We start from the raw sequence: 14,110 nt of genomic DNA, 5'->3' as shown, positions 1-14,110 counted from the left end.
GCTTGCCGCATGTCCCTTTCGTTGGTGTCTGTGCAAGCAGATGAAAAGGGAATGCATCAGCGGTATGGAATGCCGTCAAATGCAGCCGCCCCCGCGACCGTGACCGGAGAAGGTGCCCAAAGCCACTGGCCTGCAGGCCGGGAAGGCAGGACACCTGCCAGAGGATACCTCTGACATCCGCAAGCCGGGAGACCTGCCAACGCCCGAAGACCAGACCGGACGGGGTGTTCCGGTGTCGGGCCAAGGCCCGCGCATACCCCGTCCCCCGAAAACCGTGAAGGGGGGATGAGAGACGTGACCGAGACGACACCAGTTGAACTGCTGGTCTGCACCACCTGCCGGCGTGGCCTTCCTGTCGAGGAAGATGACCAGCGCCCCGGCACATTATTGCATAAAGCGCTGACCGAGGCCGAGCTGCCAGATGGCATTGATCTTAAGGCCGTTGAATGCCTTTCGAACTGCGATCAGGGGTGTTCGATCGTACTGCGTGGCGGACCATCCCGCTGGACCTTTGTGTATGAGAACCTCAACGAAACCGACCACGTCGAGACCATCGTCGAAGGCGTCACCAAATATCTCGCCACCGAAGACGGCCTTGTGAAATGGCGTGAGCGCCCTGAACATTTCCGCAAAAACTGTGCGGCCCGCATTCCCCCGATTGGAGCCCTGAAATGAGCAACCTCGAAAAACTTCCCGTTACTGTAATCACCGGCTTTCTGGGCTCGGGCAAAACCACACTGGTCAAGCACCTGATGCAGAACCCGCAGGGCAAACGTCTGGCCGTTGTTGTCAATGAATTCGGTGACGTTGGCGTCGATGGCGACATCCTGAAATCCTGCGCCATTCCCGATTGCCCGGCGGAAAACATCATGGAACTGGCCAATGGCTGCATCTGCTGCACCGTGGCCGATGATTTCATCCCCACCATCCAGGCGCTGATGGCGCTGGAACCGCGCCCCGATCACATCCTGATCGAAACCTCCGGCCTCGCCCTGCCCAAGCCGCTGCTGAAAGCGTTCGACTGGCCCGATATTCGCTCGAAAATCACCGTCGACGGCGTGATCGCTCTGGCCGATGCCGAGGCCGTCGCGGCCGGTCGGTTTGCTCCGAACGTTGAGGCGGTGGACGCCCAGCGCCTAGCCGATGACTCGATCGACCACGAAACGCCGCTGTCTGAGGTGTTTGAGGATCAGATTTCCTGCGCGGATATCGTCCTGCTGACCAAGCCCGATCTGGCTGGCCGCGAAGGTGTGGCGAAGGCCAAAGAAATCATCGCCGCCGAAGCTCCGCGTCCCCTCCCCGTCGTCGAAGTTGCCGAAGGTGCTGTCGACGTGCGAGTCGTGCTGGGTCTTGAAGCCGCAGCCGAAGATGACATGGAGGCTCGCCCGTCGCATCACGACGGCCATCACGACCACGAGCATGACGATTTCGAAAGCATCATTGTCGAGTTGCCAGAACAGACCGACCCGGTTCAACTGGTCGCCAATATCGAACGTCTAGCGAACGAGCTGAACATCCTGCGTGTCAAAGGCTATGCTGCCGTTCAGGGCAAACCGATGCGTCTGCTGGTGCAGGCTGTAGGTGCGCGTGTGCGTCACCAATACGACCGACCATGGGAACCCGGCGAGGAGCGCCGCTCGCGTCTGGTCGTGATTGCCGAGCATGACGACATCAAAGAGGCTGCGATCCGCGATATCCTCGTAGGTGTAGCCGAGGCTGCCGAGTAAGCTATGCATGTCGTCTTCCGCGAAAGCCACGGGTTAGAAGAAACCGAAACCCCGACCGATCTGGGCCAGAGCCCAGCGGATCTGGTGGTGCTGTCCTTCTCGGACAGCGACCTTGGCGCTTTCGCGGCAGGCTGGCATCGCGGTGGCGGTGCCGAGGGGCGGATGCCGACGATGCGGCTGGCCAACCTGACCGCACTGAAACACCCCTTGTCAGTTGATACCTATGTTGAACAGACGCTGGAGGGCGCGAAGGGCATCCTGATCCGATTGATCGGCGGCGTGCCGTATTGGTCCTACGGGTTGCAGCAAGTTCTGGCGCTGGTACAATCCAAAGGCATCGCGCTGGCTGTGTTGCCTGCTGACGGGCGTGAAGATACGCGGTTGGACGACTATTCAACGCTACCAGTTTCGACGCTGCGCCGACTCGCGCATCTGTGTGACACCGGTGGAGAAGTGGCCGCGCAAGCTGCGCTGGCCCAGATGGCACTGGCCGCGGGGCTTTATGCCGGGCCGGTGATGGGTGCAAAAACCCTGCCAGAATGCGGAGCTTGGTGCCCCGATCGCGGCGTTATCCCGGTAAACAAGGCCTTCTCGGGCGGGGCGAAGCGCATCCTTGTGAGCTTCTATCGGGCCTATCTGACCTCGGCGGACACTGCGCCGATCGCAGCCTTGATCCGCAGCTTACGAGACCGTGGTCTGGACGCGGTTGGGCTGTTCGCGCCATCTTTGAAAGCGCCCGCAGCCGCCGATTGGCTGCGTGAACAGGTTGTTGCCCTGAACCCATCCGCAATCATCAATGCCACTTCATTCTCGGGCAAAGGCGCGTCGGGGACATCTCCCTTGGACGCTGCTAATGTGCCAGTGTTTCAGGTTGCTCTGGCGACCTCGCGCCGCAAAGCATGGGCTGAGGCGGAACGCGGTCTTTCGCCTGCCGACCTCGCCATGCACGTGGTATTGCCCGAAGTGGATGGACGTATCTCGGCCGGTATCGCCTCTTTCAAAGAGCCCGGCAAACACGACCCGCACCTTGAGTATTCTCGCTTTGCCCATCGGGCTGAACCTGAACGGATCGAAGCGATCATCGACCGTGTAACTGGTTGGTTGAACCTGAATGACCGGCCCAAAGCAGATCAAGTGCCCGCTCTGGTGCTGTCCACCTATCCCGGCAAGGACTGGCAGATGGCCCATGCGGTGGGCCTTGATGCACTGGCCTCGGCCGAGGCGATGCTGGCCGATTTGCAGGATGAAGGCTATGACACTGCACCCGCAGAGCCGATTGCCGAAACTCTGCTGGACGCCCGCATTTCGTGGCCGCTGCAGGATTACCTCACCGCACTTGCCCAGTTGCCCGAGCAATTACGTTCAGATCTGAAAACCGTCTGGGGCAACCCTGAAGATGACCCGGTATTCACCGAAGGCGCGTTTCACTTCACTGCAGTGCGCCGAGGCAAAGCGCTGGTCGCGCTTCAACCCGAACGCGGCACGCCTGAATTGCGCGATGACGATTACCATGACTTGTCGCGCACCCCGCGCCACAGCTATGTCGCGTTCTATCTGTGGCTGCGCAAAAGCCTTGGTGCCGATGCGCTCATCCATATCGGTGCACATGGCACGCTTGAATGGCTGCCGGGCAAATCGGTCGCCTTGTCCGACAAATGCTGGCCCGAGGTTTTGATCCGCGATCTGCCGGTGATCTACCCGTTCATCGTCAATGACCCCGGCGAGGCCGCGCAGGCCAAGCGCCGCATCGGGGCTGTCACGCTGGGTCATATCCCGCCTCCGATGAAGGAAAGCGGCACGCCGGATCGGATGGTTCGGCTTGAATCGCTGCTGGATGAGTTCTCGAACGCAGACGGGCTAGACCCCAAACGTCGCGACCGCTTGCAGGAAGATATCCGCGACGAAGCGCAAACCATCGGACTTGAAAGTGACCTGGGCCTCGATCAAGCCACCTGCACTGCCGAGGCAATCACCCGCATCGACCGTTTTGTCTGCGACATCAAGGAAAGCCAGTTTGGCGACGGTTTGCACATCTTTGGCCGGGTACCTGAGGTGGCGAGCAATTTTGACCCTGCCCCCTCAGCCCACGCCGAACGCAGTGCCCTGATCGATGCACTGGCCGGGAAACGGATCGAGGCCGGACCGTCGGGCTCACCCTATCGCGGACGCTCGGATGTGCTGCCCACTGGGCGGAACCTATACACAACTGACCCGCGTTCGGTTCCGACCCGTGCCGCATACACCCAAGGCGTGAAACTGGCCGAGGAACTGGTGCGCCGGCATCTGCAGGAAGAAGGCGATTATCCCAAAGGGTTGATCGTCGACCTGTGGGGTTCTGCCACGATGCGCACAGCTGGCGAGGAATTCGCCATGGCTTTGCACCTGTTGGGCGTGAAACCGGTCTGGGACAAGGGGTCTGAGCGGGTTTCCGGCATCGAGGTGCTGCCGATTACCGACCTCAGCCGCCCGCGTTTGGATGTCACTCTGCGTGTATCGGGCCTGTTCCGTGACGTGTTCCCAACGCTCTCGGCGCTTTATGGTCAGGCCGTTCGCGCTTTGTGCGAACGTGACGAAGCGCCCGACTGGAACCCCTATGCGGGGCAGGTTCCGGCAGCCCGCGTCTATGGCCCGGCGCCGGGCAGCTATGGCCTGAACATGACTCATCTGTCCGAAACCTACACCGATGAGGCGCGCGAACAGGCCGGGCAGGCCTGGCTGGACGCCAGTTCATTCGCGCTGGAAGGCGAGCATATCGCACAGGACAAGGACGGAATTACCCAGCGGGTCGCCAACGCCGACAGTTTCGTCCACCTGCAAGACTTGACTGAAACCGACCTTCTGTTGGCCAATGACTATGCCACCCATGAGGCCGGGTTTGCCGCTGCCAAGCAGATCACTGGTGGCACTGCGCAGCTGTATCATCTGGACAATACCAACCCCGAAAATCCACGTGCGCGTACTCTGCCCGAGGAAATCAGCCGTGTGGTCCATGCCCGTGCAGCAAATCCCGCCTGGATAGGCGGTATGCAAAGGCACGGGTTCCGTGGTGCGGCCGAGATAGCGGCCACGCTGGATCACATGGCCTCGTTCGCGCATCTTTCCGGCACAGTCGCGCCGCATCTGTTCGACCTGTACCACGACGCCACTCTTGGCGACGCAGAGGTCGATGCCTTCCTGCAAGAGGCCAACCCTCAGGCGCATCAGGCCATGCAGGATCGGTTCCGTGCGCTGCTGGAGGCCGGGCTTTGGAATACGCGGCGGAACTCAATCCGCGCTGATCTGGAGGGGCTGGGATGAGTGCCCGCTCCCCAAAACCTGTAGTCCAGGGTTGGTGCCCCGGCGCACACCGACCGATGATGTCAGGTGACGGGCTGGTGGTGCGGGTGCGTCCCCGGCTGGCGCGGCTTAGTGCAGCTCAAACGCTGGGGCTTTGTGAATTGGCAGAGCGGTTCGGCAATGGCACCATCGACCTGACTAACCGCGCCAACCTGCAACTTAGGGGCGTCGCCGAGGCGGATCATCGATCACTGTTGGCCGAGCTGGCAGCGCTGGACCTGCTGGATGCTGAGCCGGGAATTGAAGTGCGGCGCAACATTCTGGTCTCGCCGCTCTATCAAGCCGAAGATCTGACCGCTCGATTGGCACACGAATTGATCGAAAGGCTGGGAGAACTCCCCGCCCTGCCCGCAAAGTTCGGCTTTGCCATCGATACAGGGCCCAAGCGACAGCTGGCCGGAGATTCGGCTGATATTCGACTGGAGCTTGGAGAGGCTGGATTGATCCTGCGCGCTGACGGTTGCGAAACGGGCCGTTCCGTGACCGAGGCTGAGGCAATAGACCGATTGATCGAACTCGCTGTGTGGTTCTCGGCGCATTTCACTCCCGAAACCCGCCGCATGGAACGCCTGATCTCATCCCGGCAGCTGCCGACTGAGTGGCTTGGTGATCACCCTTGCGCAATTGGTGAGCCGTTAGAGCCAGGCACATATCTACTTGGCCCCGTCTATGGCGCGCCGTTCGGCCAATTGCCCGCGAAACAGCTGTCTGATCTGATCGGCAAATCTGGTGCGGTAGCCATGCGCGTTACACCTTGGCGTATGTTCCTGCTGGAAGATGGGGCCGCGATATCTGCACCCGATTTCGTTACAGACGGCACTGACCCGCTGATGACTACCGACGCCTGCCCCGGCGCGCCACTCTGCCCACAGGCGGAAGTTGAGACCAGAGGCATCGCACGCGAGCTGGCGCAGCGTGTCAGCGGCAGCCTGCATGTCTCGGGCTGCACGAAAGGATGTGCCCGTATGGGACCTGCGGATATCACACTGGTTGGTAGCGCAGGACGATTTGATCTTGTCAAACAGGGCCGCGCGGGGGATGAGCCCATCCAGCGCGGGCTAACCCCCGAAACACTTATGACCATGGACCTGACCTGATGCCCTATGAATACGAAACCGATGGCGCGGCGATCTACAAAGAGAGCTTTGCCACCATCCGGTCCGAAGCCGATCTGGCTCGGTTTGACGCCGACGAGGAGCAGGTTGCCGTTCGCATGATCCACGCGGCCGGCATGGTCGGGTTGGAAGAATTCGTGCATTTTTCGCCTGACTTCGTCTCGACTGCCCGCACCGCGCTGGAAAACGGCGCGCCGATCCTGTGCGACGCCCGTATGGTCAGCGAAGGCGTGACCCGGTTCCGCCTGCCCGCTGACAACGAAGTTGTCTGCACTCTGCATGACGAACGCGTACGTCCGCTGGCTGCTGAGATGAACAACACCCGCTCGGCTGCGGCGCTGGAGCTTTGGCGTCCAAAACTGGAAGGTGCGCTGGTCGCGATCGGCAACGCGCCAACCGCGTTGTTCCATCTTCTGAACATGCTTGAAGACCCTGACTGCCCTCGCCCGGCGGCCATCATCGGTTGCCCGGTGGGATTTGTCGGCGCAGTAGAATCCAAAGACGCCCTGTGGGAAGCACAACCTGTGCCCTCGTGCATCGTCAAAGGTCGGTTGGGAGGCAGCGCCATCACTGTTGCAGCAGTCAACGCCATCGCGAGCCGCGCCGAATGAACATGGGCAAGATATACGGCGTGGGTCTCGGCCCCGGCGATCCGGATCTAATGAGTGTCCGAGCCGATCGACTGTTGCGAAATGCCAAACATGTGGCGTTCTTCCGCAAACCGGGCCGCAGCGGTCAGGCACGCAATATCGTAAACGGGATGATCCCCGGCGATGCGATTGAATTTCCTATGGAATATCCGGTCACGACCGAGATCCCTCTGTCTGATCCTCGCTATAATCAACTGCTTGCCGAGTTTTACGAAGCGTGCACTGCGCATCTGAAAGCTCTGTCTGATCAGGGTGAAGATGTCGTTGTTCTGTGCGAAGGCGACCCATTCTTCTACGGCTCGTTCATGCATCTTTATTCCCGTCTGCGCGAACAAGCTCCGGTCGAGGTTGTTCCTGCAATCACCGGCATGTCTGGTGCATGGACTGCAACCGGAGATCCGATCACCTGGGGAGATGATGTGCTGACCGTTCTGGTTGGCACGCTGCCCGAGGAAGAGCTGACCAGACGTATGGCACAGACAGACGCGCTGGTGGTGATGAAGATCGGCCGCAACATCGACAAGATCAAACGCTCATTGCAGGCCTCTGGATTATACGACCGTGCCTGGATCGTTGAATATGCGCAGATGCCAAACCAAAGGGTTTGTAAGCTTTCAGAGAATTGTGAAGGACTCACGCCCTATTTCTCGATCATCATCGTGCATGGGCAGGGACGACGGCCATGAGCGGATGGGTCAAGATTGCAGGCCTTGGTCCGGGTGACGAAGCACTTGTGACGCCAGAGGTTTCTGCGGCGCTCGCCGACGCTACGGATGTGGTTGGTTATATTCCTTACGTTGCGCGTGTGGCAGAACGCGAAGGACTGACCCTGCACGCAAGTGACAACCGGGTCGAGATTGACCGGTCTCAGCACGCTTTGCAAATGGCTGCGGAAGGTAAGCGCGTCGTTGTGGTCTCCTCGGGGGATCCGGGTGTTTTTGCGATGGCAGCGGCGGTATTCGAAGCGCTGGAGAATGGTCCGGACGAATGGCGTAAAATCCAAATTGATGTCCTTCCCGGCATCACCGCGATGCTCGCGGCCTCAGCCCGGGCCGGTGCTCCGATGGGCCATGATTTCTGCGCGATCAATCTGAGTGACAACCTCAAGCCGTGGTCACTGATCGAAAAGCGTCTGCGCCTTGCAGCGCAGGCCGATTTCTCGATGGCGTTCTACAACCCGCGCTCGAAGTCCCGCCCAGAGGGTTTTGTAAAGACGCTGGAAATCCTGCGCGAAGAATGCGAGCCGGAGCGGCTGATCCTGTTTGCGCGCGCCGTCTCTCGTGCTGATGAGGCAATCCGTATCTCGACATTGGCCGACGCAACACCTGACATGGCTGACATGCAGACCGTTGTGATTGTAGGTTCCTCCCGCACCCGCGTCATCGAAAGGGATGGCACCCCGATCGTTTACACCCCGAGGTTCACCCCGGAATGAGACAGCCAGTCCAGAACCTGTGCGACACTCGACAATTCCGTCCGCTGCGGCAGGGCGGGACGGTCGATCATAAGCACCGGCACGCCCAGCGCTCGCGCGGCATCCAGCTTGGCGCGCGCACCGGTGCCGCCTGCGTTCTTGGACACAACCAGCTCAGTTCCGTGCCGCTTCATCAGCGCAAGATCATCGTCCAGCGAAAATGGTCCACGCGACACCACAACCTCGCAATTCGGCAGCAGCAATTCATTTGGTTCATCAACCAACCGCAGCAGGTAGTGATGCTGCGGTTGGGCGGCAAAGTCCTCAAGGTGCATACGACCAACCGCCAAAAACACGCGTTTGGCAGCACCGTTCAGTGCAGCGACTGCAGCATCGATACTGGCAACGCGCTGCCATTGGTCCCCCTCCTGCTCAGCCCAGGCTGCACGCGTCAGGGCGGCCAGGCTCACACCAGCTTCACTGCAGGCCCTATAGGCGTTGTGGCTCATCTGGGCTGCGAAGGGATGCGTCGCGTCAACGACATGGCTGATCCCATGATCACGTATATAGCGCGCCAACCCCTCGGCACCGCCAAATCCACCAACGCGGACCGGCACGGGTTGCGGACGCGGATTGTCTACCCTGCCCGCATAAGAATAGGTTGCTTTGATACCTTTTTCAGCCACCGCCTTGGACAACGCATTGGCCTCGGTGGTGCCACCAAGGATCAGGAGGTGGGACATGACTGATACTCCGTGGCTGACCGTTCTGGGGTTGGGTGAAGATGGACTGGATGGCCTGTCGCCCGCAAGCCGTCAAGTGCTGGAACGCGCCGAAGTCATCATGGGTCCACCCCGGCATCTATCATTGATCCCTGAATCAAATGCTGAGCGCATCGAATGGCCGGTTCCGTTTTCTGACGGCCTGCCATTACTGAGCAAACAGAGAGGGCGCAGGACGGTCGTTTTGGCATCGGGCGATCCGTTCTGGTTCGGTGCAGGCTCAGTCATTGCGCGCCACTTCGAGCCGGGAGAATGGACGGCACTTCCTGGTCAATCGACCTTTTCACTGGCCGCCGCAAGGCTTGGCTGGCCTTTGGAAGGCACGCTGACATTTGGATTGCATGCCGCCCCTCTGACTCGTTTGCGACCCCATCTGGCCCCCGGTCTGCGTGTGATTGTCTTGCTTCGCAACGGGGCTGCTGTTGCCGAGCTTGCGACATATCTGAACGAAACCGGATTTGCCGATACTTCGCTTCACGTAATGGAAGCGCTTGGCGGGCCGCGCGAACGCTCTCAGAGTATTTCGTTGACCGAAGCACTGCTCGGATCGTTTGAACATCCCGTCTGCGTTGGCCTTGAAGTTGCAGGCACCGGCCGTGCATTCCCCAAGGCTTCGGGAAAGCCGGATAATATATTCGAAACCGACGGTCAGATCACCAAACGTCCAATACGCGCCCTGACCCTTTCGGCTTTGGCTCCACAGCGGGGCGAGCATCTTTGGGATATCGGGGGCGGTACCGGATCAATCAGCATTGAATGGCTGATGTGCGACCCTACCCTGACCGCAACTTCGATTGAACCGCGCGAAGACCGCGCCGAACGCATTCGCAGAAACGCCGATACGTTGGGTCAGGATCGTCTCATCGTCGTGCACGGCACCGCACCGGACGGGTTGTCGGGGCTGCCCCGGCCCGATGTCGTTTTCATAGGCGGTGGTCTCAGCGAAGAGCTTCTGAACTGGTTACAATCCAACCTTTTTACAGGCACGCGGCTGGTCGCCAATGCGGTTACACTTGAAAGCGAGGCTTTGCTGGCCAACTGGCACGAAAAGCTTGGCGGTGAATTGCTGCGCATCGAGCTGGCGCAGGCGTCAGCGCTTGGTCCCCGGCGTGGTTGGAAATCAGCCTACCCGGTTGTGCAGTGGAGCGTGACGTTATGATCGTCGCAGGGCTTGGGTTTTCCTCAAACGCCACCGCAGAGAGCCTGCAGGCGGCATTCAATCTCGCCACTGCCGATCATGCTGTGGAAGCTCTCGCAACAGTCGCGGACAAAGAAGGGCACGAAGCACTGACTGCCTTTGCCGAATCGACCGCCCTGCCCCTGCATTTCATAGCTGCTGCCGATCTGGCGGGTCAGCGCACACTCACCTGCTCGAACCGCAGTCGTGCCACCTATGGCACTGGCAGCGTGGCCGAAGCATCCGCTCTTGCCGCAGCCGGACCCGGTGCGCGGCTACTCTCACCCAGACAGATTTCGGACGATCGCCTTGCGACATGCGCGATCGCTATCGGAGGACAGATATGACCGTTCATTTCATCGGTGCCGGACCAGGTGCCGCCGACCTGCTGACCCTGCGCGGACGCGATATCATCGCATCCTGCCCAGTATGCCTCTATGCGGGCTCATTGGTGCCAGAGGAGATTCTGGGCCATTGCCCAGAAGGTGCAAAGATCGTGAACACCGCGCCAATGGATCTGGATCAGATCGTGGCCGAAATCAAAGCAGCTCACGAAGCCGGACAGGACGTGGCGAGGTTGCATTCAGGCGACCTGTCGGTCTGGTCGGCCATGGGTGAACAGATTCGTCGGCTCAAGACCGAAGGCATTCCGGTTAGCGTAACACCCGGCGTGCCATCTTTTGCCGCCGCTGCCGCATCTCTTGGAACCGAACTGACCCTTCCCGGGCTTGCTCAATCTGTCGTCCTGACCCGCACTCCCGGGCGTGCGTCGTCGATGCCCGAGGGTGAAACGCTGGAAAACTTTGCCCGCACCGGCGCAACATTGGCCATTCACCTGTCGATCGGCAATCTGGACAAGGTGATTTCAGATCTGGTGCCTGCCTATGGGGCTGACTGTCCAGTGGCCGTTGTCTATCGCGCCAGTTGGCCGGATGAGCAGATTATCCGCGCCACCCTGGCAACCCTGAAAGATGCGCTGGACGAGAGCATCTCTCGCACAGCATTGATCATGGTAGGCCCAGCACTGGCCGGTGAAGGTTTTGACGAAAGCTGTCTGTATTCCAAAACCTATGACCGCCGCTATCGCCCGCAGAGCGCGGAAAGCCCGTGGTCGAGCTGGAGCCATGGTGATGACTAATCCTCCCGGAATTCTGATTTCGGCACCATCCTCAGGCACCGGAAAAACCACAGTCATGCTGGGTCTTTTGCGCGCTCTGGCCGAAGATGGACTGACGGTACAACCGTTCAAAAGCGGCCCGGATTACATCGATCCCGCTTTTCACAGAGCGGCGACTGGCCGGGACTCGTTCAACCTGGATAGCTGGGCGATGGGTGCGCCTTTGCTTAACGCGATCTCGGCGCAGTCAGAGGGCGCAGATATTGTCGTGGCCGAAGGTTCCATGGGACTGTTTGATGGGGTCGCCAAGCCCGGCGAACTGGGCCATGGGTCCAGCGCTGAAACAGCCCAGCGCATGGGCTGGCCTGTCGTATTGGTGCTGGATGTTGGTGGTCAGGCGCAATCCGCGGCAGCCACGGCGCTGGGGTTCCGAATGTATAATCCGGACCTTCCTTTTGCCGGTGTGATCCTAAACCGTTGCGCGAGCCCGCGGCATGAACGCCTGACACGTCTGGGTATGGAGCGTGCGGGTCTGCCGGTGTTGGGTGTGTTGCCGCGTCGGGGTGATCTAACTTTGCCAGAGCGGCACCTTGGATTGATACAAGCGGTCGAGCACCCTGATCTGGAAAGCGCGATTGCCGGATACGCGGCCTTTCTGCGTGAACATGTGGATCTGGATGCGATCAGGGAGGCTGCCTCCTCAGGCCCCAATGGGCCATCTCCGACCGCGCTGCCGCGCCCCCCGGCCCAAAGGATTGCGCTGGCCAAGGACGAAGCATTTTCCTTTACCTATCCGCACCTTCTCAAAGGTTGGCGTGCTGCGGGTGCTGAAATCCTGCCATTCTCGCCGTTGGCCAATGAAGCGCCTGCCGACGATGCAGATCTTGTCTGGCTTCCAGGAGGTTATCCTGAGTTGCATGCCGGCACTCTGGCAGTCGCTGACACTTTCCAGACTGGTCTACGCAAGCACGCGGAAACCCGTCCAGTACATGGTGAATGCGGTGGATACATGGCTTTGGGGGACGTGCTGATCGACAAGGAAGGTACGCCACACAAAATGGCGGGACTACTCGGTCTTGTGACCTCCTATGAGAAGCGCAAATTCAACCTCGGGTATCGCAAAGCCGAGTTGTTGGCAAAGATGCCCGGTTTCGCGGTTGGTACAGCGCTTCGCGGGCACGAGTTCCATTATTCGTCTATTGTCGAACAGCCCGATGCCCCTCTTGCGCGAGTCTTTGACGCAGAAGGTGCGGAAGGACCGCAGACAGGATCAGTTCGGGGCAACGTCACCGGCACATTCTTTCATCTGATCGCAGAGGCCTCAGCATGAGCGGTTTCGTTTCGTTCATTGGCTCAGGCCCCGGAGATCCGGAACTACTGACGCTCAAGGCCGTTGACCGGATGCAAAAGGCCGATGCGGTTTTGTTCGACGATCTCAGTAGCGGACCTATTCTTACCCACGCCCGCGAGGACGCAGATTTGGTGGGTGTAGGAAAGCGTGCTGGTCGCCCCTCACCCAAGCAGGATCATGTGAGCCGTCTGCTGGTCGACTATGCACAAACCGGTGCCCATGTCGTTCGCCTGAAATCAGGTGACGGAGGTATGTTCGGTCGGCTTGAAGAAGAACTGGTCGCGCTGAAGGCGGCGGGGATCGAGTATGAAATCATCCCCGGAATTCCATCTGCCGTCGCCGCCGCGGCAGCCGCAGGCATTCCGCTGACCCGCCGCCTGACAGCTCGCCGTGTACAATTTGTCACCGGCCACGATGTCAGCGGCAAACTGCCCGAAGATTTGAACCTGCCGGCGTTGGCGGATTCGGGGGCGACCACAGTTGTTTTCATGGGCAAACGCACTTTCCCGCTACTTGTTGAGGCGCTGCAAGCACATGGTCTGCCTTTGGACACGCCCGCGCTGATGGCAGAATCTGTCTCGACACCCGATCAGTCGCTGCACCGCTCGACCATCGGAGCGTTGTCGGAACGGCTGCAGTCTGAAATCGGAACAGCCCCGGCACTGATACTCTATGGACCGCTGGCGGAGTTCGATAATGTATGAACTGAGCCTGATAGGGATCGGTACAGGCAATCCGGATCACGTGACATTTCAGGGTGCCGAGGCTATTCGTGCAGCTGATCTGATCCTGATCCCGCGCAAGGGTGAGAACAAGGCAGATCTTGCCGGCGTACGTGAGAAGATCATTTCTCAAGTCACTGAAGCGGCTCCGCAAATCGCCTATTTCGACATCCCCACGCGTAGGGCCGATGATGGCTATCTACGTGGGGTGGATGAATGGCATGATGCAATAGCACTGCGCTGGCAGGAAGCGATCGCATCCCATCCTGATGCACAATACGTGGCCCTACTAATCTGGGGCGATCCCTCACTTTATGACAGCTCGCTGCGAATCGCTGCGCGTCTCTCACCGCAACCGATCAAACGGGTGATTCCCGGTATCACGGCCCTGCAGGCCCTGACCGCAGCACATGGGATTCCGATCAACGATATCGGCGCACCTTATGTCGTTACAACCGGTCGCCGTATCCGGGACGAGGGTTGGCCTGAGGCTGCTTCAACCGTCGCAGTGATGCTGGACGGCGAATGTTCGTTCCAGAGCCTTGATATGGCAAATTATGACATCTGGTGGGGCGCTTACGTCGGTATGGAAGAAGAAATCCTGATCAACGGAAACTTGTCCGAAGTTTGTGATGAGATTCTCTCAACTCGTGCACAGGCAAGGGCTGATCATGGCTGGATCATGGACATCTACGTTCTGAAAAAGCGTGTGAATTGAC

Annotated in this window: 14 protein-coding genes and 1 riboswitch; of the genes, 13 read left to right on the top strand and 1 reads right to left on the bottom strand. The window is 59.7% G+C overall.

Annotated elements, in window-relative coordinates:
• Positions 1 to 5 precede the first annotated feature (5 nt).
• Positions 6 to 215, top strand: a riboswitch (cobalamin riboswitch).
• A 70-nt stretch (positions 216 to 285) separates the two neighbouring features.
• The 7 genes from ACR0IO_RS05140 to cobJ are packed head-to-tail and all read left to right on the top strand — an operon-like array spanning position 286 to position 8,263.
• The gene (locus ACR0IO_RS05140) at positions 286 to 675 is read left to right on the top strand and encodes a DUF1636 family protein (RefSeq protein WP_480739872.1); all 390 of its coding nucleotides are present in this window, start codon (positions 286 to 288) and stop codon (positions 673 to 675) included.
• Entirely contained in the window at positions 672 to 1,727 is a 1,056-nt protein-coding gene (gene cobW, locus ACR0IO_RS05135; RefSeq protein WP_480739871.1) for a cobalamin biosynthesis protein CobW, read from the top strand. The genes ACR0IO_RS05140 and cobW overlap by 4 nt, the downstream gene beginning before the upstream one ends.
• Before the next feature lie 3 nt (positions 1,728 to 1,730).
• Entirely contained in the window at positions 1,731 to 5,024 is a 3,294-nt protein-coding gene (cobN, locus tag ACR0IO_RS05130) for a cobaltochelatase subunit CobN (protein WP_480739870.1), read from the top strand.
• Entirely contained in the window at positions 5,021 to 6,160 is a 1,140-nt protein-coding gene (gene cobG / locus ACR0IO_RS05125; protein WP_480739869.1) for a precorrin-3B synthase, read from the top strand. The genes cobN and cobG overlap by 4 nt, the downstream gene beginning before the upstream one ends.
• Complete coding sequence (locus tag ACR0IO_RS05120) at positions 6,160 to 6,789, top strand: precorrin-8X methylmutase (protein WP_155151673.1); 630 nt, start codon at positions 6,160 to 6,162, stop codon at positions 6,787 to 6,789. The genes cobG and ACR0IO_RS05120 overlap by 1 nt, the downstream gene beginning before the upstream one ends.
• Positions 6,786 to 7,514: a precorrin-2 C(20)-methyltransferase gene (locus ACR0IO_RS05115; protein ID WP_480739867.1), complete on the top strand. Its 729-nt coding sequence runs from the start codon at positions 6,786 to 6,788 to the stop codon at positions 7,512 to 7,514. Before ACR0IO_RS05120 ends, ACR0IO_RS05115 begins: the two co-directional genes overlap by 4 nt.
• Positions 7,511 to 8,263, top strand: coding sequence for a precorrin-3B C(17)-methyltransferase (gene cobJ / locus ACR0IO_RS05110; RefSeq protein WP_170335261.1), 753 nt, complete (start codon positions 7,511 to 7,513; stop codon positions 8,261 to 8,263). The genes ACR0IO_RS05115 and cobJ overlap by 4 nt, the downstream gene beginning before the upstream one ends.
• On the opposite strand, the gene ACR0IO_RS05105 is transcribed toward cobJ, so the two are convergent.
• Positions 8,236 to 8,985, bottom strand: a complete 750-nt coding sequence (locus ACR0IO_RS05105; protein WP_480739864.1) for a cobalt-precorrin-6A reductase — start codon at positions 8,983 to 8,985, stop codon at positions 8,236 to 8,238. The two genes, cobJ and ACR0IO_RS05105, sit on opposite strands and share 28 nt — an antisense overlap.
• On the opposite strand from ACR0IO_RS05105, the gene cbiE reads away from it, so the two are divergent.
• From cbiE to cobF, 6 genes are read left to right on the top strand one after another with little or no spacing between them, the layout of a single operon-like run.
• Complete coding sequence (gene cbiE / locus ACR0IO_RS05100; RefSeq protein WP_480739862.1) at positions 8,984 to 10,183, top strand: precorrin-6y C5,15-methyltransferase (decarboxylating) subunit CbiE; 1,200 nt, start codon at positions 8,984 to 8,986, stop codon at positions 10,181 to 10,183. The genes ACR0IO_RS05105 and cbiE overlap by 2 nt on opposite strands.
• Positions 10,180 to 10,548 carry a cobalamin biosynthesis protein gene (locus tag ACR0IO_RS05095; protein WP_480740833.1) on the top strand — a complete coding sequence of 123 codons (369 nt, stop codon included), beginning with the start codon at positions 10,180 to 10,182 and terminating at the stop codon, positions 10,546 to 10,548. Before cbiE ends, ACR0IO_RS05095 begins: the two co-directional genes overlap by 4 nt.
• Entirely contained in the window at positions 10,545 to 11,339 is a 795-nt protein-coding gene (cobM, locus tag ACR0IO_RS05090; protein ID WP_480739860.1) for a precorrin-4 C(11)-methyltransferase, read from the top strand. The genes ACR0IO_RS05095 and cobM overlap by 4 nt, the downstream gene beginning before the upstream one ends.
• A complete protein-coding gene (locus ACR0IO_RS05085; protein WP_480740832.1) occupies positions 11,326 to 12,648 on the top strand; it encodes a cobyrinic acid a,c-diamide synthase CobB in 1,323 nt (440 codons plus the stop codon). The genes cobM and ACR0IO_RS05085 overlap by 14 nt, the downstream gene beginning before the upstream one ends.
• On the top strand, positions 12,645 to 13,373 hold the full coding sequence (cobA, locus tag ACR0IO_RS05080; protein ID WP_480739859.1) for a uroporphyrinogen-III C-methyltransferase: 729 nt from the start codon (positions 12,645 to 12,647) through the stop codon (positions 13,371 to 13,373). The genes ACR0IO_RS05085 and cobA overlap by 4 nt, the downstream gene beginning before the upstream one ends.
• Positions 13,366 to 14,109: a precorrin-6A synthase (deacetylating) gene (gene cobF / locus ACR0IO_RS05075; protein WP_480739858.1), complete on the top strand. Its 744-nt coding sequence runs from the start codon at positions 13,366 to 13,368 to the stop codon at positions 14,107 to 14,109. Before cobA ends, cobF begins: the two co-directional genes overlap by 8 nt.
• Position 14,110 lies beyond the last annotated feature (1 nt).

The sequence above is a fragment of the Ruegeria sp. CE12 genome (assembly GCF_056537525.1).
Note: the sequence above shows the minus strand (reverse complement) of the source record. Positions and strands in the feature narration are given on the sequence as shown.